Below are 19,279 nucleotides of genomic sequence, written 5' to 3' on the forward strand. Positions count from 1 at the left end.
ATATCGGATTTAAAGGCAAAATATCATATTTAAGGGCAAAGCAAGGCCGTTGATTTCGTTGGATTTCTCATCTCACAATTAAGGGCTACGCGACAGCCGGTTTTCGTACTTGCCACGTCCGAGGATCACATCGCCCCCTGGACCTCGATTTATCCAGCGACGCAGATACTCGGCGGCGAGGTTGAATTTGTCCTTGGCGGCTCGGGCCATATTGCCGGAGTCATCAACCCCCCGACCGAACGTGCCAAATACGGTTTCAGAAAAAGCGACACCTATCCGCCAGAACCAGCGAATTTTCTGACCAAGGCCACGGAAATGCCGGGGTCGTGGTGGCCCTACTGGGCGGACTGGCTCGAGGCCAAAGACGGCAAGACCGTCAAGCCTCGAAAGCCCGTCAACCGCGGAAAGTACAAATCCATCGAGCCGGCACCGGGAAGCTACGTTCGGGCGAATTGAGACCGCGTTCCATGACAGGAATATGTGGTCGTTCGGTACTGCCGGAAATCGCCGCGAAACCTGAACGCCATCCCTCGTGAAGCGGAACGACCGGAAAACTTTTCCCTATTGAACCAAGCATCAAACGTCCTGCAGTCCTCGGCATAGTCAAATGGCCGGTAGCGGATACTCCTGTGCATATGTGGGCATGGCAACGATCTTCGTCAGATTTCACCGAATGAATTGACCCCCAATCAACCGGCATTCCGAAATCCCGACTGTGACTGGTCTGGTTGTCTACCGAAATTGAGCGCAAAGAAACGCAGCAGTGAGTGCGCTAGGCTCGTATTCCATTGCTGACAAGTTCAAGGATCTGGTTGGCAATGACCTCAGGAGGTTCCGAACCGTCGGGATTGTACCACTCCGGCATCTGGTTGAAGGCTGAGAACAGAACCTGGGCCAGCCTTTTGGGCGAGCATTCGCGGATTGACTTGTCCTTGATACCGGCCTTGATAACCTCTTCAAGGAATTCCTGACCGTCGCGCAAGGTTTGGCGCAGTTTTTCCTGATTCTTGCCCGTGAGGTTGCGGCGCGCCTCGCGCATCAATGAGGAACCGAAATCGCTCACAACCAATGCAGCGTAGGAACGAAAAAACACGCGCAACCTGTCAAGGCCGTTGCCAGTTGATACCTGGGCCGCGTCAAAGCAACGCTTGACCCCTTCCAGCGACACCAATGAGCACTGCATCAGGATGTCTTCCTTGTTGCGGGCGTAGTAATAGAGTGCAGGCTTGGTCAGATCGAGTTCGGCGGCGATATCATCGAGCGAGGTTTTCTTGTAACCGACTGTCGAAAACAGTCTCGCCGCAACGTCCAACACGGCACGGCGCTTCAGTTCCTGCTGCTCTTCGACGTCTTTTGTCTTTCTATGCCACTGGATTGCAGGCACATGACCCTCGCTTGAAATTGTGCGCCGGGCGAGAATTCTTCCCGCCCGGCATCTTACCAAGTTTAGTAGTCGAGGCCCCGGGCTGCAACTGTCCAGGCGCCGTTTTCAACCTTGGCCAGGATCAGCGTTTCCACCCCCTGGTGATCTTCGGGGCCAAAGCTGATTGTTTGGCCGCCGATCGGATCGACATAGCCATTGATCGCCTCGATCGCAGCCAAGAAGCCTTCGGTGGTCAGTTCGGGGCCTGCCGCTTCAAGCGCCTCGGCCAGCAAATCGATGAAAATATAGCCCAACTGCGCCTGCGGCTCCATTTTTGTCCCATAGGTCTCTGCATAGGTTTCCAGGATGCGTTTGGCCTCGCCTTCCGAAGTCGCGACATCGGCGAAGACGAAGGGCGAAACCAGATAGAGCCCTTCCATTGCACCGTCTGCCGCCTTGGCCACGGCATCCATGTAGGGGACCATGCCCGTGACGAAGATCGGTTCGAAACCGAGCTTCTTTGAGGTGGCAACGGTCAAGATCGTGTCCTTGACGCTGCCGGCGTTGAAGACGATGTCGCAGCCTGCATTCTTCAAGGTCGTGACCGAAGACACCATGTCGGTCTCTGTGGCCGAATGCTCGGTTTTTGCAACGATCTCCATGCCGTATTCATGTAGCTGCTGTTCAACGCCAAGCGTCATCGACTCGCCCGCTTCGTTGGCGATCTGCGACACGCAGGGAGTCACAAACCCGCCATTATCATGGAAATAGGCAACCGCCGCTCGGAACTGCTCGGTATAGTTGCGAAAAAAGGCGTATTTCATCTGGTGCAGCGGCTCTGCCATCTCGGGCGCCGCAGTCATGGGAAACAGGTTGGGAACGCCGGCGTCCAATTGCTGCGGCATGACCGCGAGGTTCATCGGTGTTCCCAGCGCGCCGACCATAGCAAAGACCCTGTCGCGGCGCAGCAGTTTGTTGGCAGCCTGAATGGCGCGCGGCACCTGATACTGCGTGTCCTCGATCACGATCTCAAGCTGGCGACCGTGAATGCCGCCCGCGGCGTTGATCTCGTCCACGCGCATGCGCAGTCCGTTGGCTTCAGGTACGCCCCAGACAGCCAGCGGGCCGCTGAGATCGGTATAGCTGCCAAGCGTGATCTTATCTTCGGTCACGCCCTGCGGACCAGCGATGGCCGCCCCGGTGACCAGCGCGGAGAGCGCCAGTGCAGTTGCAAAATTCTTCATGATTTCCTCCCTTTCAAGTTTCAGTACATAGTTTCAATGAGGTCTTTGTATTTACGCTCGACCTCGTTGCGTTTGAGTTTCATCGTCGGAGTGAGTTCCTCATCCTCAGCCGTCAGAAGCACGTCGATCAGGCGGAACTTCTTCACTTGTTCCACCGGCGAAAATCCGGAATTCGCACGGTCCACCTCGTTGCCAATCAACTCGATGATCGGCTCGCTTTCGCAGAGCGATTTGTAGTTCGAGAACGGGATGCGCTTGTCCTGTGCGTATTTCTCGACCGTTTCCTGGTCGATCATGATCAGCACGGTTAGGTACTTGCGCTTGTCGCCAATGATCACCGCGTCCGAGATGTAGGGCGAGAATTTCAGCTCGTTTTCCAGCTGCGAGGGCGTGATGTTCTTGCCGCCGGCGGTGATGATGATGTCCTTCTTGCGGTCCAGAATGGTCAGATCGCCATTGTCGTCCATCTTGCCGACATCGCCGGTATGCACCCAGCCATCCACCATGGTCTCGGCGGTCTTTTCCGGCTGGCTCAGGTAGCCAGAGAAGTTTGACCGCGCGCGTATCAGGATCTCGCCATCCTCGGCCAGTTTGGCTTCGACGCCGCGCATGGCCCGCCCGATCGAGCCGATGGGCGATTGGCCTGGAACCGTGGCAGTGACAATGCCAGTCTCGGTCTGTCCATAGGCTTCCTGCACAGAGACGCCGAGCGCATTGAACCAGCGAAGCAGTCGGGCCGAGATCGGCGCGGCGCCCGAAACGATCGTATGCGCCCGTGCCAGACCCAGTTCCACGCGGATGTTGCGCAGGACAAGGAAATCGATCGCTCGGTGAAAAAGGGAAAGGCCCAGCGGCACCTGTTTGCCCGCAGCCAGCAGATCTGCCCGGCGTTCGGCCACTTTCAGCGCCTGCGTATAGGCAAAGCGTCCAAAGGCGGTGGCGTCATTCATGATGAAAGAGATGCGGGAATAAAACTTTTCCCACACCCGCGGCACGGCAAAGATGAAAGTCGGGGCCACTTCCTGAATGTCGGCATTAAAGGTCTCACCGCTTTCGGCAATATTGATGGTGATGCCATGCCGGATCGGGGTTGCGACCGAGATGATGCGCTCGGCCGCGTGGCACAGCGGCAGGAAAGTCAGGATTTCGTCGCCCGGGCCCAGCGGCATTTCCGGGTGGTTGTCGGCCTGCGCCAGAAAGAACCGGTGCGAGATCATCGCGCCCTTCGGCGCGCCGGTGGTGCCCGAGGTATAGATCAGCGTGGCGATGTCCTCGCCCTTGCCGGCATCAATTCGGGTTTCGAAGGCGGCGTGCATTTCGGGGGCGCCGTCCGCGGCAAGCTCGAGAAACGCCTCCCATCCCATGACCTTGTCGTGAGAAAACCGGCGCAGGCCTTCCATGTCGTAGACAATAACCTTTTCGATCCCCGGCAGCTCGTCCTGCACCAGCAGGTATTTGTCGAGCTGTTCCTCGTCCTCGACGAACAACACCTTGGCGCCGCTGTCGTTGAGCTGATAGGCCACCTGCTTTTCCTGCAAAGTTGGGTAAAGCCCGTGGGTGACCGCACCGATGCACTGAATGCCAAGGTCGGAAAACACCCATTCCTTGTTGTCTTCGCTGATGATCGCCACGATGTCGCCGGGCGCGATCCCCAGCGCTATCAGCGCACAGCCCGCCAGCCGGGACCGGTCATAGTAGTCGGTCCAGGTGTATTCTTCCCAGATGCCGAAATCCCTTTCGCGGATCGCGATCGCGGACCCGAATTTCCGGCAGTTCTGCCGAAACAGTTTGGGCAGTGTGTCGCAGCCGTCGATTTCAAAGACGGGCGGGGTCCAGTTTTGTGTAGAGATGTCGTTCATCGCCAGGTCTTCCTTGCTTTCCAGCGACGGTCGCCCCGCGCGCTGTCGGCCTTGATGCCAAGGTAAAATTCGCGAATGTCAGCGCTGTTCATCAGCATGTCGCGTTCGCCTTCCATGACGATCCGCCCGGTTTCCAGCACATAGCCGAAATCGGCGGCAGGAAGCGCGACGCTGGCGTTCTGCTCCACCAGCAGCATGGTCATGCCCTCTTCGACGTTGATCCGCTTGATGATCGCGAAAATCTCGGAAATCAGCCGGGGCGAGAGACCCAGCGACGGCTCATCCAGCAGCATCAGGCTGGGCCGTGCCATGAAGGCGCGTCCAAGGGCCACCATCTGCTGTTGCCCGCCCGACAGGTAGATCGCCTGCTTGTCGAGAAATTCGCGCAGGACCGGGAACCAGCCCAGCACCTTTTCGAAATCGCGCGCCACCTCGTCGCGGTCCTTGCGGCAATAGGCACCCATCATCAGGTTGTCTTTCACCGACAAAAGCGCAAACACTTCGCGTCCTTCGGGGCTATGGGCCACACCGGTGCGGGCAATCACATCCGGATCCAGGCCGGTAATGGACTTACCCTTGAATGTGATCTCACCTTTGAACGGGTCGAGCGCCCCCGAGATGGTTTTCAGGATAGTGGTCTTGCCAGCGCCGTTCGATCCCATGACCGTGACCACGGTGCCTTCGCGCACCGAAAGGCTGACACCGCGGATCGCCATGACGCGGCCATACATGGTTTCGACATTGCGGACTTTCAGAACTTCGCTCATGCCGCTTCCCCCCCTAGATAGGCTGCCTGCACATCCGGGTCGTCCTGCACCTCCGAGGCGCTGCCGGTGGCCAGGAAGCGGCCTTCGTTGATTGCCAGAACCTTGTCCGAGACCTTGTTCACCAGCTTCATGTCGTGCTCGATCATCACCACGGTGATGCCCAGATCCTCGCGGATGTCTTCGATCACAAAGGCGGTGTCGTCGGTTTCCTCGGTGGTCAGCCCGCTGGAGGGCTCATCCAGCAACAGGATCTCGGGGCTGGCGACCAGCGCGCGCGCCATCTCGGTTTTCTTGCGCACGCCGTAAGGCAGGTCGGCGACGCGGGCGTGACGGTAGCCTTCGAGATCGAGAAACTCGATAACCTCTTCCGCCTTGCGGCGGTGTTCCAGTTCCTGGCGCAATTGGCCGGGCAGGAAGAACAGCTCGCTCAGCGGCGAGAACCGCCCATGCCGGAACCGGCCGATCAACAGGTTGTCCAGAAGTGAGGCATGCTCGAACAATTCGATGTTCTGGAAGGTGCGGGCGATGCCGTGGTTGATCACTTCGTGGGGCCTGGCCCCCAGCAGGCTTTCGCCACCAAAGCGGATATCGCCTTCCAGCGGGTCATAGATGCGGCAGATCAGGTTGAACACCGTGCTCTTGCCGGCACCATTGGGACCGATGATGGTGAATACCTTGCCCGGTTCCACCGAGAAGCTCAGGTTATCGACGGCTTTCAGCCCACCGAATGCCAGCGACACGTTTTCGACTTCAAGCCAGCTCATTTCAGACGCTCCGTCTTGAGGAAGGTCTTCTGACGTTGGAAGCTGCGGCGCTTGTACATCGGGAAGACGTTGAAATAGTGATGGATTTTGACCCAGCGGCCATAGAGCCCATCAGGTTCGAACAGGATGAAGCCAAGAAGGATCATCCCGAAGGCGAGGCTGTCGAACCCGCCGGATGTGGCTATGGCCCCGGGAAGCAGCACCTTGACCCAACTCAGGACGGTGGGCAGCAGCACGATGAAGAACGCGCCGAAGATGGCCCCGTAGATGGTGCCGATCCCACCGACAACGATCATAAGAAGCAGGCGAATGCTCTCACCCATGCCGAAAGTTTCCGGTGTAATGTAGTAGAACGCATGCGCCAGAAGCCCACCAGCCAGACCGGCGAACACCGCCGACAGGAAGAAGGCATAGGCTTTGTAGAAGGCCACATTCGTGCCCAGCGAACGGGCCGAAACTTCGCTGTCGCGGATCGCGATCAGGGCGCGGCCAGACCGTGTGCGCAACAGGTTGCGCGTCATCAGAATGGCGCCGACAAACAGGGCGAGATTTAACAGGTAGGTCTTCCAGCTCTGGTCGATGGCGATGCCGAAGATGTCGATGCCCGGAACCGGCAGGCCACGATGTCCGCCGGTAAAATCGCCGCCGCCGCCGATCAGCCGTTCGGTCACGATAGCAATCGAAAGCGTAGCGATGGCGAGATACAAGCCATGCATACGCCCGCAGATGCGCCCGATGGCCAGCCCGACCAAACCAGTGATCAGCGCCGCCAGGGGCAGCGACAGGATCCACGGCACACCATAGCGCGACAAGAGGATCGTGTGGGCATAGGCGCCGATGGCGACAAAGGCGGCCTGCCCAAAACTTACCTGGCCCGAGAACCCGGTCAGGATCATCAGCCCCAGCCCGGCTATCGCGTAGATATAGACAAACGACAATTCGTCCAGAAAGTAGCCATCGAGAAACAACGGAGCAGCAAGCGCGATACACAAGAACAGCAGATACCAGAAAGCCTGTGTGCGGTCGCGAAACAGGCGGATGTCCTGCTTGTAGGATTTGCGGAAAAGAACGCGCATGAGCCTATACCTTCTTTGCGTAGATTTGTGCCAGCAGCCCTTCGGGCCGGATCAGCAGCACGACGAACATGATCAGATAGGCGCCGATGCCCTTGAACGTGGGGAACATGATGTCGAAGAACGGCTCGGTCACGCCAATCAGCAAACAGCCCAGAACGGCGCCGGGGATCGATCCGAACCCGCCGACAATGGCACCGGCAAAGGCTTTGAAGCCAACAAATCCCATCTGCGTCGAGACCAGCGTGACCGGACCCAGAAGCAGGCCTGCGATGGCGCCGAAGATCGCGGACATGGCCCAGATCGAAGAGGTCAGGCGCTTGACCGGGATGCCCATGTAAAAGGCCGCCAATTGGTTCAGGGACAAGGCCTGCATCGCCACGCCCTGGCGGGCATAGCGGAAGAAGGCGTAAAGCCCGCTGGCCACGATGGCGGTCACCAGGATCGCCAGAACGCTGGACCAGCCGATGATGACCGACCCAAATGCCAGATTGCCCTCAACCGGGGCGGGGAGCGAATAGTTGCCGAAGCCCCAGACAATCCCGGCCACGGCGCGCAGTGCAATTCCCAGCGCCAGCGTCAGGATGAAAACGGTGAACACCGGCTGTCCGGTGAGCCGCCGCACAACAAGCGCGTCAACCCCGTAACCGAACCCGCCCATGAACACGAGTGTCAGCAAGGCCCCCAGCCAATAAGGCAGCCCCCAAAGCACGATGAACTGGTAGCCAACAAAGGCCCCCAGCATCATGAATTCGCCCTGGGCGAAGTTCACCTGCTCGGTGGCCTTGTAGACCAGCACCAGGCCGATGGCGATAAGGCTGTAGAGACAGCCCTGTGACAGGCCGACCAGCAAAAGCTGTATGGCGTCGGCGAAACTCAGACCGGTCATATGGCGGTCCTCCAATGATGTAGGATTTCGTTCATTTCGACGAAACCGGCGTCACCGGTTGTCGGAATGTCTGGCGGGGTTTGTGAGAATCGGGGGGCCGGGGCGGGCATTTCGATGCCGTCCACGGTGACAAAGCTCTCGCGTGCCCGGTTGTGCTGGTGTGTGGCAGCTTCGGCCAGTGGCACCACCGGCGCAAAGCAGGCATCGCTGCCTTCCAGCACCTCGCACCATTCGGCCTGTGTCCGGGTCAGGAACAGTTCGGTCAGGGCCTCGCGCATGGCCGGCTGCGCCTCGGGCGCATATTGGTCGGCAAAACGCGGATCATCGCTCAGCCCGGTCAGGCGCAGGAATTCGGTAAAGAACTGTGGCTCGACACAGCCGATGGATATGAACTTTCCGTCGGCGGTTTCGTAACAACGATACCACGCCACCCCGCCATTGATGAAATCGCCAGCGCGCTCGCCGCTCCAGGCCCCACCGGCCGCCAGCCCGTGTTGCATGGTCATCAAGAGGTTGACCCCATCGCACATGGCCGCGTCGACCACCTGACCCTCGCCGGTTGCGCGCGCATGGGTCAGGGCCGCGAGGATGCCGACATTCAGCATCATCGCGCCACCACCCTGATCGGCAATCAGGTTCATTGGCGCGGGCGGGGGCCGGTCGGCCTCGCCCAGCCCATGAACCGCGCCCGTGATCGCGGCATAGTTCAGATCATGCCCGGCAGCCTGTGCCAGCGGCCCGGTCTGTCCCCATCCGGTCATGCGGCCATAGACCAGCGCCGGGTTGCGTGCCAGAACCGCCTCTGGAGCGAATCCGAGTTTCTCCATCTTGCCGGGGCGGAAGCCCTCGATCAGAATCTCGGCCCGCTCGATCAGCCCCCAGAGCTTTTCAGCATCATTTGCCTGCCGCAGATCGAGCACCAGACTGCGCCGCGAGCGATTGAACAGGTTGTGTTTCTCATCGATCGGCAAGGGAAAAGCCTTACCGGGGCGGGTGATCCGCACCACTTCGGCGCCCATGTCGGCCAGATGCATGGCCGCAAAGGGCGCAGGCCCGATCCCGGCCATTTCGATGACCCGAACACCTTTGAGGGGACCGTTGCGTGTCAGCATCGCCCTACCTCGCCCGCAGCCGCGTGGCGGCATCCAGTCGCAGAGTCGCGCCGTTCATGTAACTGTTTTCGATCAGAAAAGCGCAGGCATGGGCGAATTCTTCCATCCGGCCCACCCGCTTGGGGGCCTCGACGCTTTCTTCGAGCGAGGCGACGACCTCATCACCCAGGCTCATCACCATCGGTGTGCCAAAGAGCCCTGGCGCGATGGCGTTGATGCGGATGCCTTTCGGCCCCAGCTCGCGCGCCGCAGGCAGGTTGAGCCCGATCACGCCGGCCTTGGATGAGGCATAGGCAGTCTGACCGATCTGGCCCTCATAGGCCGCCCCGGACGAGATGTTGACGACCACGCCACGCTCTTCCCCGTCTTCGGGCGGGTTTTCCAGCATCCGGGCGGCGCATTTGCTCATCACGTTGAAAGTGCCAACAAGGTTGATCTCGACCGTGCGCCGAAAGGCATCGAGTGACGCTGGAGCGCCCTCGCGGTCGACTACCTTCATCGGGCTGACCACACCGGCGCAGTTGATGGCGACATGCAGCGCGCCAAAGCGGTCGATCACGGCCGCGATGGCCTCGGACACCTGCTCGTCGCTGGTCACATCCACCTGCCGGAACATGGCCCGGTCCGCGCCCAGCCGTGCGGCCAGCGCCGTGCCCTGTTCCGTGTCGCGGTCGAACATTGCCACCTGTGCGCCCAGCCCATACAGGTATTCTGCCGTCGCGGCACCAAGTCCCGAGGCGCCGCCGGTCACGATAATTGTCTTGCCTTCGATCTTCATGACTCGGGCCCCTATTTGAACGCCGCCACACCGGTCAGGGACCGGGCGATCAGCAGTTTCTGAATCTCGGTGGTCCCGTCCGGGATCGGGCCGATGATGGCCTCGCGGGCCAGGCGTTCGACAATGAACTCGCGGGTCACGCCGTTGCCGCCATGGATCTGCACCGCCTGCCGCGTGGCGTTCACCGCGATCTCGGTGCCGTACCACTTGGCCATGGCGCATTCTGTGTCACAACGTTCATCGCGGTCGATCATGCCGGCGGCGCGATGGGTCAGCAGGCGCGCGGCGTCGATCTCGGTCGCCATGGTGGCGATCTTGTCGGCAATCATCTGATGCCCGGCGATCTGCTTGCCATGCTGATTGCGCTCCTGCGCGTAACGGATGGACTCCTCCAGCGCACGGCGCGCCAAGGCGATGCCCCACATCGCCATATGCACCCGCGCGCGTTCGAACACGACCAGCGTCTGCTGCAACCCGCGCCCTTCGGCGCCGATGGTGTTCTCAACCGGCACCCGCACCTCATCGAGGAAGACCTGCGAGGTCGACTGCGCATTGAGGCCGATCTTGGGGATGTCGCGGGTTTCGAACCCTTGTTCCTTGCGGTCGACCAGGATATGCGTCAGCCCCTCGCCGGTGTTGCAGGTGCAGATCAGGAAATCGGCGAAACGCCCGTTCGAGATCCAGGTCTTTTCGCCCGAGATCACCCAGTCGCCGCCATCCTTGCGGGCGCGGGTCTTGACCGCCGCCACGTCCGAGCCGACGCCCGGTTCGGATATGCCGATGGCCACGGATGTTTCGCCCGCCAGAAGCTGCGGGATATAGCGCGCGCGTTGTTCGTCGGTGCCGAGGCGAAGCAAAAGATCGGCGCCCACAACGTTGATCAGGATCGGCACTGCAATATCCATTGCCGTGACGCCGACCTCTTCGAACAGCATCAGGTGCGTGGACCAGTCGAGCCCCATGCCACCCGCCTCTTCTGGATGGGGGGCCGAGGTCAGGCCGAACTCGGACAGCTGCGTGAGGAATCCCTGGATCACCTTTTTTTCAAACGGCGCATCCTTCACCTTCAGGTATTCCGGTTCGATCTGGTCATCGAGGAAGCGGCGCAGCATGTCGCAGGCCATTGTCTGTTCTTCGGTCTTGAACATCTCGCTCTCCTATCGTGCCAGAATCAGGACCGAGGCCACGGCCTCTTCGATCCCGATCAGCCCACCACCGTTCTCTGCAATTGCCACCTTTGCCCCTTCGACCTGGCGCGTGCCGCATTCACCGCGCAGCTGGCTGACAAGCTCATAGACCTGCCCCAGACCGGTGGCGCCGATCGGGTGGCCCTTGCACTCCAGCCCGCCCGACGGGTTGACCGGCACACGCCCGCCAATCGTGGTCTCGCCACGTTCGGAGGCTGCCGCGCCCTCACCAAAGGGAAAAAGACCAAGGTTTTCGATCTGGATCAGCTCGCCCACAGCAGTGGCGTCATGCACCTCGGCGACCGAGACGTCCTCGGGCCCAAGCCCGGCCTTCTCATAGGCGCGCCGGGCCGCCTTAGCGGTCAGATGGTTTTCAAAGTCGTCGCCATCCCGGTCCGAACCGGTCTGGATCACGCTGGCACGCAACTCGATGGCGCGGTCTCGGGAAATGCCGTGGCGCTTCATGCCCGCTTCGGTCATCAGCACGGCCGCTGCACCGCCATCGCTCATCGGGGCGCACATCGGCAGGGTCAGCGGATAGGTGATCGGCGGCGCGCCCATCACGTCCGCCACAGTGTAGGGATCGCGAAACTGCGCCTTGTCGTTTTCAACGGAATGATTGTGGTTCTTGGCCGAAATGGCCGCGAATTGCGCCTGTGTCGTCCCGAACAGGCGCATATGCGCGCGGGCAAAGGCGGCGTAGACGGCCATGAAAACGGAATAGGGTTTTTCGGACTCGCTGCCCTCGGGCAGATCGATGCCATGTCCCAGCGCCAGCAGTTGTTTTTCATTCTCCGCAGCGGTCGCCAGTTCCCAGCCCGAGTCGAAAAAGCTGAACATCTTGGCTTTATCACCAGTCCACATCTTCTCGGCCCCGACGGCCAGCGCCACATCGCCTTCGCCTGCCTTCAGAAACTGGGCAGCCAGGTTCAGGGCGGTCGATCCGCTGGCACAGGCGTTTTCGACGTTCACAACCGGAATGCCCTCGATCCCCATATCGCGGAGGGCGATCTGGCCCGGGATCATCAACTGGCCTTCCAGATGCCGCTGTGTGGCGTTCGAAAAATAGGCAGCTTCGACCGCGCCGGCGGAAATCCCGGCATCAGCCAGGGCCCCGGTGACGGCCTCGCGGGACAGCGACTTTACGGTCGCCCCGTCCAGGCGCCCCATACGCGTCATTGCCACTCCGGTTATATAAACATTGTCCATCCTGGTCCTCATCAGGTTCCGGCAAAGACCGGTTTGCGTTTCTCCGAAAACGCCGCCAGCCCTTCGGCAGCGTCGTTTGATGTCAGGTGGTCGCGCAGGACCGACAATTCCCAGGCCAGAGCTTCGGCTTGCGACATCTCGACTGACGCATTGGCGACCGCTTTCATGCGCGACAGAACCAGAGGACTTTTGTCAGCCAGTTCTCTTGCGAACGCGTCCAGACGAACCTCAAGCGCATCATCGGCAACCACTTCCTGCACAAGCCCCATGCGCAACCAATCGCGCGCCGGCAGACTGCGGCCGGAAAACAGCAGGTATTTGGCGTTCGGCAAGCCAATCCGAGAGGGCAGGACAGCAGCGCCTCCCGCCCCTGGAAAGACCCCAAAATTGGCATGCGCATCGCCGATCTTCGCGCTTTCTGCGGCGATCAGTACGTCGCAGCACATGGCCAGTTCCAGGCCGCCGGCGACGGTCACGCCGTTCAGGCCACCAATGACGGGTTTGGGAAAATCGCGGAGAATCTGAAAAACCTCCGCTACGGCATCAAGGAAATCGCCGTCTTCGGACCGCTCCTGTGACAGACCCGCTTGCACCGCCTTGAGATCAGCGCCCGCACAGAACGCCCGGCCGCTGCCGGTGAGCACCACAACGCGCAGCTTTTTGTCACGAAGAATGCGCTCAAGTGCCGCCCCAAGCTCCAAAACCATGTCCCGCGAAAGAGCGTTCAACTCGGTAGGTCTGTTCAGGCGCAACCAGGCCGCCGATCCCCGCGTCTCCAAAATGACATTTACATGTTGCATTTTCATACCTTTATTTACTGACCAGTAAGTAATAATAAGCCTGCGCTGTCAACATCAAATTTCCTTATCTATTACAGCACCTTGGAAGAAACGCTCGAATGGGGGTTCATAAAACCTGTAAAAAACCGAGAATCAGAGTGACAGCTTTTTCGGGCGAGACTCGTTGTTCGCGAAGGAAATCTCACAGGAATTGCTGCCTGTCGGTAATCATCTGTGCTTGCGCTTCAGGAATGCCGAACAGGCACCACCGAACAAATTCAGTCGGCTACACATCGCAGATTTCTGACAGGTCCCGCTCCCGACAGCGGCAACGAACGTAGGAACGGAGTTGTTCGGACTCTGGGCCTCAGCGCCGGGCTCAATGATAGCTTTGGTGATGTAGGCCTGATCGCACCGAAGACTATGCAGCACGCGATTAGGAATGCTGCGTTGGCAATAGCCAAAACCACACATGGCCCAGACGGCCTGCTCCCCGTTTGTCGAAGAAGTTTGCAGCGAAGGCGCTGCACGAAATCAAAACTTCTGGCATGGGCTGCTCGTAGGCTACCGCTTTGGCCTCTGGTCCGAGCGACGGCTTTGCGAAGAGGTTCATTTGAACCTTGCATACCGCTCGTTTCTTTAGGTGGGCATGTTTCGTCAACTCCATTTCTTGGGCCTTCTCTGGATCCCGCCAGCCAATAGACGGCTGCGCGGAAAGGCCCGGCTTTCTTTGCCTGTTCTGACAACTATCTGATCGACACGGATCATGGGATCATCGTGGATGTCGATGCTTGGCGGTTGATCCGGCAGGCAGAAGTGGGCGCAATATCAAGATGATCGACCGGACGTCAGAGCGGTTCGGCCTGAAGCCAGATTGGGTGGCAGCGGACTCGGCATACGGGTATTCTGAGAACCTTGTCTGGCTGGCGCTCAAGCGCAAAATACTGCCTTTCATCCCTGTCTTTGACCACTCAAAGCGAACGGATGGAACCCGGTTGCGCACACCGGGCTCATCCGGTCTGGCATTCCGATAACATCCGGTCAGTGATTCCGGTTTGATCCGGCCACGGATTCCGGGGCATCCGGTCACCCCGGACCCGGGCTGAGAGACGCCGCTGGGCGATCGTGCGGCGGGGTAGCCTTGTATTCCGGCAGGAAGAGTTAAGAGCCCCAGAATGAACGATTGCCTATGCGGAAGATCGCCGAAGCCCTCAGGCTGAAGACCTCTGGCCTGGCAACGCGGAAGATCGCGTCGAGCCTGGGCCTTGGGCAATTCCTGTGAGATTTCCTTCGCGAACAACGAGTCTCGCCCGAAAAAGCTGTCACTCTGATTCTCGGTTTTTTACAGGTTTTATGAACCCCCATTCGAGCGTTTCTTCCAAGGTGCTGTAATAGATAAGGAAATTTGATGTTGACAGCGCAGGCTTATTATTACTTACTGGTCAGTAAATAAAGGTATGAAAATGCAACATGTAAATGTCATTTTGGAGACGCGGGGATCGGTGGCCTGGTTGCGCCAGTGCGGCGCACGCCAGGTTGACGGCGCAAACGTGGCAATTGCCGAAAATGGTGGTGGGTTGATCGGGATCGAAGGGGCTGTGGCCTCGATTCTGATTCTGGCGCGATAGGAGAGCAGGATGTTCAAGACCGAAGAAAAGACAATGGCCTGCGATATGCTGCGCCGCTTCCTCGAAATTGATACAAAGGACTAACCATGAATTCCTATGCCACGCCTATCGTCCCTGACACCTCCATCGACGATCTCAAGGCGCTTTTCACCTGCCAGAAAGCCGCCTCCAATGCCAACCCCTACCCGTCCTACGAAGAACGGTGCGGCAATGTCGAAAAGCTGCTGAAACTGACCGAGAAACACAAGCACGACATTTGTAATGTTATCGACAAGGATTTCGGCAACCGCTCGGTGCGCGAAACCACGCTGAGCGATTTGTTCCTTGTCATCCAGGGCGCCAAACATGCCCGCCGTCACCTGCGCAAATGGATGCGCCCGCGCCGGGTGGGCACAAGCCTGCATTCGCTGCCGGCCACATGCAAGGTGGTGCCGCAGCCCCTAGGAGTGATCGGCAATATCGCTCCCTGGAACTATCCCTATGCCATCGCGCTTCTTCCGGCGGTGCATGCGCTGGCCGCAGGCAACCGTATGATGATCAAGCCCAGCGAGGTCACGGTACATACAACCGAACTTCTGGGCAATCTCGTTTCCGACAATTTTGACGAGGACCTGTTGGCCGTCGTCACCGGCGGGGCCGAGCTGGGCAATGCCTTTGCCGAACTGCCTTTTGACCACCTGATCTTTACGGGGTCCACCGCCGTGGGGCGCAAGATCGCCCAGGCCGCGGCACCCAACCTGACGCCTGTCACGCTGGAACTGGGGGGCAAGAGCCCCGCGATCATCGACCATTCCTATAATCCGGCCAAGGCGGTCAGCTCGATCCTGCGCGGCAAGGTGCTGAACTGTGGCCAGACCTGTATCGGAGTGGACTACGTCTTTGTGCCCACCGAAAAGCTTGATGGGTTCGTCGGGGATATGAAGAAGGGCTTTACCAAGTTCTTTCCCAACCTCGATGGCAACGTAGACTACACCACGATCGTTTCGGACCGCCATTACGACCGGCTGCGCAATCTGGTCACCGATGCCCGTGACAAGGGGGCAAAGGTGGTGACGGTCAACCCCGATGGTGGCGAGGGCAATACCAACAACCGGATTCTGCCGCTGAATATGGTGATCAACCCCAGCGACGACATGGCAGTGATGCAGGAGGAAGTGTTCGGCCCGGTTCTGTCGATCAAGACCTATGACAGCCTGGATGAGGTCACGGGCTATATCAACAGCCATGACCGTCCGTTGGCGCTCTATTGGTTTGGCCATGACCGAGCCCGTGAAAAACACATGCTGCAAAACACCTGGGCCGGGGGGATGTGCGTCAACGAAACCCTGTTCCACGTGTTCCAGGAAAAGTTGCCCTTCGGCGGCATTGGGGCCAGCGGCATGGGCACCCATACCGGCAAGGCTGGGTTTGACAGTTTCAGCGCCCACAAGCCGGTCTTCCGGCAGGCGCGGCTGAACTCGGCAAACCTTCTGAATCCGCCCTACAGCAGGCTCACCGACACGCTCTTGGCGGTCATGAAGAAAATCGTCTGACACAGACACAAAAAATGGTAACAGGGAGAGTAACAATGGCAGATTATGTAGTCATTGGTGGAGGATCTTCGGGAGGAGTGGTTGCCGCGCGGCTATCCGAGGACCCGAACACTACCGTCACGCTTCTCGAAGCAGGGGGTCCGGGTAACTCGAAATTCGTTTCGATTCCCGGCATGTTCGCCGGGCTGATCCAGAACTACAAAATCAACAAGCTGAACTGGCGCTTCAACACCACGCCGCAGAAAAATCTTAACAACCGCGCGCTTTATAACCCGCGCGGCAAGATGCTGGGCGGTTCGTCCGGCATGAACGGCATGGTCTATATCCGTGGCGAATCCGGCGACTATGACCGCTGGTCCGAACTCGGCAACGAAGGCTGGAGCTATGACGAGGTGCTGCCCTATTTCCGCAAGGCCGAAAACAACGAACGCGGTGCGGATGACTATCACGGCGACAGCGGTCCCTTGCATGTCAGCAACGGCGATGCCTCGTTTGATTTCTACAACGCCTTCCTCGCCTCGGGCGAGAAGCTGGAATACCCCAAGACCCCGGATTTTAACGGCGCCAATCGCGAAGGGCTGGGCATCTACCAGTTCACCACCAAGAACGGCGAACGCGCCTCGGTCAAGTTCTGCTATCTCGACCCGATCACGGACCGCAAGAACTTGGATATCCAGGTTAAGGCCACGGTGCGCCGGATCGTCATGGAAGACGGGCGCGCGGTGGCCGTCGAATACGACCAGGGCGGCGAAACCAAGCGGGTCGGGGTGAACAAGGAGGTCATCGTCAGCGGCGGGGCCTTCGGCTCGCCGCAAGTCCTGATGCTCTCGGGCATCGGACCCCGGGCCGAGTTGGAGAAACATGGCATCAAGGTGCAGCATGAATTGCCCGGCGTGGGCGAAAACCTGCATGACCACCCGGACGTGATGTTCGTGTTCAAATCTAAGAAACGCACCGGAATTTCCCTTGGCCCACTGGGCACGCTCAAGAACCTTGGTGCCTTCTACCAGTATTTCACCAGGCGCAAAGGTTGGCTCGCCAATCCGCCCACAGCGGCGGGTGGCTTCCTGCGGTCCGAGCCGGGTAAGAACAACCCGGATTTCCAACTTCACATGGTGCCGTTGCCCTATCGCAACCATGCCCATGACTACATGTCGATGATCAAGTGGGGCTTTACCATGATTGTCAATATCGGTCACCCGCGCAGCCGGGGGCGTTTGACGCTCAAGAACGCCAACCCGGGGTCCGAGCCCAATATCGACCTGAACCTGCTGGATCACGCCGATGACCTGAAGGACATGCGCAATGCCTTCAAGGTGACGCAGGACATCCTGCACGGCTCACCGCTGAAGGATATGATCGCCAAGCCGCTTTACCCAAAGCGTTATCTCAATACCGATGCCGAGATCGACGACTACCTGCGCGCCGAGGTCAACCATGCGTATCACCCGGTCGGCACCTGCAAGATGGGCCGCGACGACATGGCCGTGGTCGATGCGCGGCTCAAGGTCAAGGGACTGGCCAATGTGCGTGTCGCCGATGCCTCAATCATGCCCGAGATCATCAACGGCAACACCAATGCCACCTGTATCATGATCGGTGAAAAAGCCGCCGACATGATTAAGGAGGACGCAGCCGCAACCTGATCAATTCGCCCGCAAGGCCAAGGATGCCGAGCATCAGCAGAAGCTGAAGCGCTGGGTGTTGCTGGATACGGCCGCGCACGAGTTGACCACCAAGAGATATTCGGAAACGTCAATTGGCGAATTGGCCGACCTGCTCGATGTTTCCAAGCCTGCCCTCTGTTACTATGTGAAGAACAAGGAAGACATCCTGCTGCAGTGCACAATCGAGTCTCCTTCTCGAAGGTGCGCAATAAAGCAACCGAACTCGTCCGTCACGTCCTGCAAGCGGATTCCGTCATACCGCGAGGTCGCCATGTCAGCGACGCGCAACAGATTGGCAGCTTTTGAGAAAGTCCATTTGACAGCCTCGTATCCGGTTTGCATTTGTAGCAACATCGCGGCATGACAATCTCTGTCATGCTGGCACATTGAAATTAACCAGCACACCCGGGAATCGACTTTCAGTTTTCGAGAGTCCATATCCTGAAGCGCCCCTGCCCTGTCACCTCGCGGATCAAACCGCTTTCTTCCATCCACGCCAGATTGCGTTGAATGGCGGCGCGACTGGCTCCGGTCACGGATTCAGCCATTGGGGCCGATACCAAAAACCATTCGGAGAAGATTCTTCGCAATGCGACCGGCGTGCGACCCGACAAATGCGCCATGTCGGACTTCGCCCGCGCCGCCCACCTTTCAGTATCGTCAAGTACTCGCATCGCCGATAGAATCGCGCTGTTCATCCCATCCAACCAGCGTGCCAAGCGTTCGGTTGGCACACCCGAGGCACGCAGCCCCCCTTCTATGGTTGCCGCCCGTGATGCAAGAAGTTTCTTGATGTCGTGAGGCGGGCTCGAGTGCGGTCTTCTATCAGGCCTTTGTATGCGGCGTCTGAAATGCCGCTGGCCGGTATGGTGATCAGCGGAGCGGGTCTCAATCTACCCTGCGGGCTCAAGCGCCCAAGGGGGCCTTCTGGTTTTCCCGCTCCCGATCTATTCGATCCGTTTCCCATTCAATCTATCGACTTCTCACACCTCCCGTTTGCCGACTTCAGTTCACCCAGCTGAGCTATCGCGCTCAAGCCACGGCGATCTGGGCCGGTTCCCGATAGTCCTCTTCTTTGGTCAGCATCGCCCAGATCATCCGGGCCATCTTGTTCGCCAGCGCAACAGCGACCAGCATCTTCGGTTTGCGTTCGAGCATCCGCGCCAGCCAGCTTCCGGGGGTGATCTTACGGCGGCCCATTGGAGTGATCCGGCTCATGGCGCCGATGATCAGAAGCCGCCTGATGTCCCCCTGCCCCGCCTTGGACATCTTCCCGAGGCGCTGCTTTCCACCTGAGGATTTTTGGCGCGGCACGATCCCCAGCCAGGCCGCATGTCGCGTTGCCCTTAAATCTGAGACACGACGCGTTCGGGGATATTTTTTGCCCTTAATTATGAGATTCCACTGCCATCGCGCCTATGCTTTTCG

17 protein-coding genes and 2 pseudogenes are annotated in these 19,279 nt (G+C 59.2%); 5 read left to right on the forward strand and 14 right to left on the reverse strand.

Annotated features, from left to right (window positions below; all coding sequences use genetic code 11):
• Positions 1–772 precede the first annotated feature (772 nt).
• The 12 genes from CLV87_RS23390 to CLV87_RS23445 form a co-directional block, all read right to left on the reverse strand.
• Positions 773–1,384 carry a TetR/AcrR family transcriptional regulator gene (locus tag CLV87_RS23390; protein WP_166652836.1) on the reverse strand — a complete coding sequence of 204 codons (612 nt, stop codon included), beginning with the start codon at positions 1,382–1,384 and terminating at the stop codon, positions 773–775.
• A 62-nt stretch (positions 1,385–1,446) separates the two neighbouring features.
• Positions 1,447–2,607: an ABC transporter substrate-binding protein gene (locus CLV87_RS23395; RefSeq protein WP_099249730.1), complete on the reverse strand. Its 1,161-nt coding sequence runs from the start codon at positions 2,605–2,607 to the stop codon at positions 1,447–1,449.
• Between the two features lie 20 nt (positions 2,608–2,627).
• Positions 2,628–4,466 (reverse strand): AMP-dependent synthetase/ligase, encoded by a 1,839-nt coding sequence (locus tag CLV87_RS23400; RefSeq protein WP_099249733.1) that lies wholly within the window; start codon positions 4,464–4,466, stop codon positions 2,628–2,630.
• Positions 4,463–5,233, reverse strand: coding sequence for an ABC transporter ATP-binding protein (locus tag CLV87_RS23405; RefSeq protein ID WP_099249735.1), 771 nt, complete (start codon positions 5,231–5,233; stop codon positions 4,463–4,465). Before CLV87_RS23405 ends, CLV87_RS23400 begins: the two co-directional genes overlap by 4 nt.
• Complete coding sequence (locus CLV87_RS23410) at positions 5,230–5,997, reverse strand: ABC transporter ATP-binding protein (RefSeq protein WP_093455112.1); 768 nt, start codon at positions 5,995–5,997, stop codon at positions 5,230–5,232. Before CLV87_RS23410 ends, CLV87_RS23405 begins: the two co-directional genes overlap by 4 nt.
• Positions 5,994–7,073 carry a branched-chain amino acid ABC transporter permease gene (locus CLV87_RS23415; protein WP_099249737.1) on the reverse strand — a complete coding sequence of 360 codons (1,080 nt, stop codon included), beginning with the start codon at positions 7,071–7,073 and terminating at the stop codon, positions 5,994–5,996. Before CLV87_RS23415 ends, CLV87_RS23410 begins: the two co-directional genes overlap by 4 nt.
• A gap of 4 nt (positions 7,074–7,077) precedes the next feature.
• A complete protein-coding gene (locus CLV87_RS23420) occupies positions 7,078–7,959 on the reverse strand; it encodes a branched-chain amino acid ABC transporter permease (protein WP_099249739.1) in 882 nt (293 codons plus the stop codon).
• Positions 7,956–9,071, reverse strand: coding sequence for a CaiB/BaiF CoA transferase family protein (locus CLV87_RS23425; protein ID WP_099249742.1), 1,116 nt, complete (start codon positions 9,069–9,071; stop codon positions 7,956–7,958). The genes CLV87_RS23420 and CLV87_RS23425 overlap by 4 nt, the downstream gene beginning before the upstream one ends.
• A 4-nt stretch (positions 9,072–9,075) precedes the next feature.
• The gene (locus CLV87_RS23430) at positions 9,076–9,849 is read right to left on the reverse strand and encodes an SDR family NAD(P)-dependent oxidoreductase (RefSeq protein WP_099249744.1); all 774 of its coding nucleotides are present in this window, start codon (positions 9,847–9,849) and stop codon (positions 9,076–9,078) included.
• Between the two features lie 11 nt (positions 9,850–9,860).
• Positions 9,861–10,997: an acyl-CoA dehydrogenase family protein gene (locus tag CLV87_RS23435; protein WP_099249746.1), complete on the reverse strand. Its 1,137-nt coding sequence runs from the start codon at positions 10,995–10,997 to the stop codon at positions 9,861–9,863.
• Between the two features lie 9 nt (positions 10,998–11,006).
• Positions 11,007–12,257, reverse strand: a complete 1,251-nt coding sequence (locus CLV87_RS23440; RefSeq protein ID WP_306438025.1) for a thiolase family protein — start codon at positions 12,255–12,257, stop codon at positions 11,007–11,009.
• The gene (locus tag CLV87_RS23445) at positions 12,257–13,045 is read right to left on the reverse strand and encodes an enoyl-CoA hydratase/isomerase family protein (RefSeq protein WP_099249754.1); all 789 of its coding nucleotides are present in this window, start codon (positions 13,043–13,045) and stop codon (positions 12,257–12,259) included. Before CLV87_RS23445 ends, CLV87_RS23440 begins: the two co-directional genes overlap by 1 nt.
• Before the next feature lie 663 nt (positions 13,046–13,708).
• Between CLV87_RS23445 and CLV87_RS24245 the strand changes: the two are divergent.
• From CLV87_RS24245 to CLV87_RS24395, 5 genes and pseudogenes are all read left to right on the forward strand, one after another.
• Positions 13,709–14,028: pseudogene (locus tag CLV87_RS24245) on the forward strand (IS5/IS1182 family transposase); the annotation flags it as partial.
• Positions 14,029–14,487: 459 nt separating this feature from the next.
• Positions 14,488–14,652, forward strand: a complete 165-nt coding sequence (locus tag CLV87_RS24005) for a hypothetical protein (RefSeq protein WP_166652835.1) — start codon at positions 14,488–14,490, stop codon at positions 14,650–14,652.
• Positions 14,653–14,738: 86 nt separating this feature from the next.
• Positions 14,739–16,184, forward strand: a complete 1,446-nt coding sequence (locus CLV87_RS23455; protein ID WP_093455106.1) for a coniferyl aldehyde dehydrogenase — start codon at positions 14,739–14,741, stop codon at positions 16,182–16,184.
• A gap of 35 nt (positions 16,185–16,219) precedes the next feature.
• On the forward strand, positions 16,220–17,830 hold the full coding sequence (locus CLV87_RS23460; RefSeq protein WP_093455105.1) for a GMC family oxidoreductase: 1,611 nt from the start codon (positions 16,220–16,222) through the stop codon (positions 17,828–17,830).
• Positions 17,831–17,885: 55 nt separating this feature from the next.
• The gene (locus CLV87_RS24395; protein WP_166652837.1) at positions 17,886–18,215 is read left to right on the forward strand and encodes a TetR/AcrR family transcriptional regulator; all 330 of its coding nucleotides are present in this window, start codon (positions 17,886–17,888) and stop codon (positions 18,213–18,215) included.
• A gap of 55 nt (positions 18,216–18,270) precedes the next feature.
• Here CLV87_RS24395 and CLV87_RS23475 read toward each other — a convergent pair whose 3' ends face one another.
• Both CLV87_RS23475 and CLV87_RS23480 read right to left on the reverse strand, forming a co-directional pair.
• A complete protein-coding gene (locus CLV87_RS23475) occupies positions 18,271–18,549 on the reverse strand; it encodes a hypothetical protein (protein ID WP_442417501.1) in 279 nt (92 codons plus the stop codon).
• Positions 18,550–18,883: 334 nt separating this feature from the next.
• Positions 18,884–19,198, reverse strand: a pseudogene (locus CLV87_RS23480) (transposase); the annotation flags it as partial.
• Between the last annotated feature and the right edge of the window lie 81 nt (positions 19,199–19,279).

It is taken from the genome of Pelagimonas phthalicica, assembly GCF_004364805.1.
GTDB classification, from domain to species: Bacteria; Pseudomonadota; Alphaproteobacteria; order Rhodobacterales; family Rhodobacteraceae; genus Pelagimonas; species Pelagimonas phthalicica.

Coding starts and splice junctions, on each gene's coding strand:
- CLV87_RS23395 (WP_099249730.1), bottom strand. CDS start 2,607: ATGAAGAATTTTGCAACTGCACTGGCGCTCTCCGCGCTGGTCACCGGG.
- CLV87_RS23400 (WP_099249733.1), bottom strand. CDS start 4,466: ATGAACGACATCTCTACACAAAACTGGACCCCGCCCGTCTTTGAAATC.
- CLV87_RS23405 (WP_099249735.1), bottom strand. CDS start 5,233: ATGAGCGAAGTTCTGAAAGTCCGCAATGTCGAAACCATGTATGGCCGC.
- CLV87_RS23410 (WP_093455112.1), bottom strand. CDS start 5,997: ATGAGCTGGCTTGAAGTCGAAAACGTGTCGCTGGCATTCGGTGGGCTG.
- CLV87_RS23415 (WP_099249737.1), bottom strand. CDS start 7,073: ATGCGCGTTCTTTTCCGCAAATCCTACAAGCAGGACATCCGCCTGTTT.
- CLV87_RS23420 (WP_099249739.1), bottom strand. CDS start 7,959: ATGACCGGTCTGAGTTTCGCCGACGCCATACAGCTTTTGCTGGTCGGC.
- CLV87_RS23425 (WP_099249742.1), bottom strand. CDS start 9,071: ATGCTGACACGCAACGGTCCCCTCAAAGGTGTTCGGGTCATCGAAATG.
- CLV87_RS23430 (WP_099249744.1), bottom strand. CDS start 9,849: ATGAAGATCGAAGGCAAGACAATTATCGTGACCGGCGGCGCCTCGGGA.
- CLV87_RS23435 (WP_099249746.1), bottom strand. CDS start 10,997: ATGTTCAAGACCGAAGAACAGACAATGGCCTGCGACATGCTGCGCCGC.
- CLV87_RS23440 (WP_306438025.1), bottom strand. CDS start 12,257: ATGAGGACCAGGATGGACAATGTTTATATAACCGGAGTGGCAATGACG.
- CLV87_RS23445 (WP_099249754.1), bottom strand. CDS start 13,045: ATGCAACATGTAAATGTCATTTTGGAGACGCGGGGATCGGCGGCCTGG.
- CLV87_RS24005 (WP_166652835.1), top strand. CDS start 14,488: ATGCAACATGTAAATGTCATTTTGGAGACGCGGGGATCGGTGGCCTGG.
- CLV87_RS23455 (WP_093455106.1), top strand. CDS start 14,739: ATGAATTCCTATGCCACGCCTATCGTCCCTGACACCTCCATCGACGAT.
- CLV87_RS23460 (WP_093455105.1), top strand. CDS start 16,220: ATGGCAGATTATGTAGTCATTGGTGGAGGATCTTCGGGAGGAGTGGTT.
- CLV87_RS23475 (WP_442417501.1), bottom strand. CDS start 18,549: ATGAACAGCGCGATTCTATCGGCGATGCGAGTACTTGACGATACTGAA.